Origin of the sequence: Variovorax glucosi (assembly GCF_051216695.1) — a bacterium.
In the GTDB taxonomy this organism is placed as follows: domain Bacteria; phylum Pseudomonadota; class Gammaproteobacteria; order Burkholderiales; family Burkholderiaceae_C; genus Variovorax.
This window is the reverse complement of sequence record NZ_JBPJZE010000287.1, coordinates 1-1,131: the sequence shown is the minus strand read 5'-3', so window position 1 is coordinate 1,131 and position 1,131 is coordinate 1. Positions and strand designations below refer to the sequence as shown.

Here is a 1,131-nt window from a genome sequence, read left to right as displayed (position 1 = left end):
ATGCGTTGGGGGCTGTATTGCTCTGAAGTTTCCAAGGTGAAGTCTCCGGTTGGCTGATGTGTTGCTTTGTAACTCGACCGTGATGCCCAACTGCTTCACGATCTTCTTGTACTTGTCGATTTCCGCTTTGACGAATGCAGCGGTTTCTTGCGGTGTACTGATGACGGCTGTAGCGCCTTGTGTCTCCAGTTTTCGTTTGGTTTCGGCGTCCGCGAGGATCTTGTTCAAACTGGAATTCAGCAATGAGACAACATCTGGAGACACGCCAGCTGGTGCCATCAGGGCATACCAGGTGGAGAAATTCATGTCGTTCACGCCGCTCTCTTTGAAGGTGGGCATAGCCGGGAATAGATCGGTTCGCGTTGGAAGGGCCACAGCGAGAACGCGCAGGCGATCGGAGTGCAGGAAGGGAATGATCGAAGTCAGACTCACGAACGCAAGCGGAATCTGTCCCCCAAGCACGTCCGTCACGGCCGGAGCATCGCCCTTGAACGGGACATGCACCAGCGAGATTCCAGTCACCTGTTTGAATGTTTCACCGGCAATGTGTCCGGTCCCGCCGGTACCACTCGAGCCGAAGCTGAGTGCCTTCGGATTTTCCTTGCCGTAGGCAATCAGGTCGGAGACCTTTCTAGGCGCAAGAGTTGCACTTGAGATCAGTACCATGGGCACGGACGCGACGATGCCGATCGACGTGAAGTCCTGGATCGCGTCGTACGCGATCTTGGGGTAAAGCGCCGGATTCAGCCCGTGAGTTGCGCCGCCTCCCATGACGAGCGTATAGGGGTCGCCTTTGGCCTTGGCCACGAAACCCGCGCCAATCATTCCATTCGCGCCAATGCGATTCTCGACAACAACTTGTTGGCCCAACAGGGATTGGAAGCCGTTCCCAACGATGCGGCTGAGCAGGTCGTTGGTCCCGCTTGCGGGAAATGTGGAAATCAGCCTGATTGGCTTCACGGGGTAGCGGGAGGGCTGTGCCCGGGCCATCGTATTCATAGTGGCGGCGACGGCCAAAGCAGACTGCAGCAATAGCCTGCGTCGAGGACTTGCGATTCGGCGATGCATGAGATGTCTCCTTTATTTGGATGGGCAGCAACCTGCCTCGTTGCTGAACCTGGCCAGGAGTCT

General features: G+C 56.7%; 1 protein-coding gene. It reads right to left on the bottom strand.

Annotated elements, in window-relative coordinates; genetic code table 11:
- Window positions 1-1,068, bottom strand: a 1,068-nt coding sequence (locus ACSFA3_RS25025) for a Bug family tripartite tricarboxylate transporter substrate binding protein (RefSeq protein WP_435508047.1), incomplete at its 3' end; no start/stop codon positions are given.
- Window positions 1,069-1,131 lie beyond the last annotated feature (63 nt).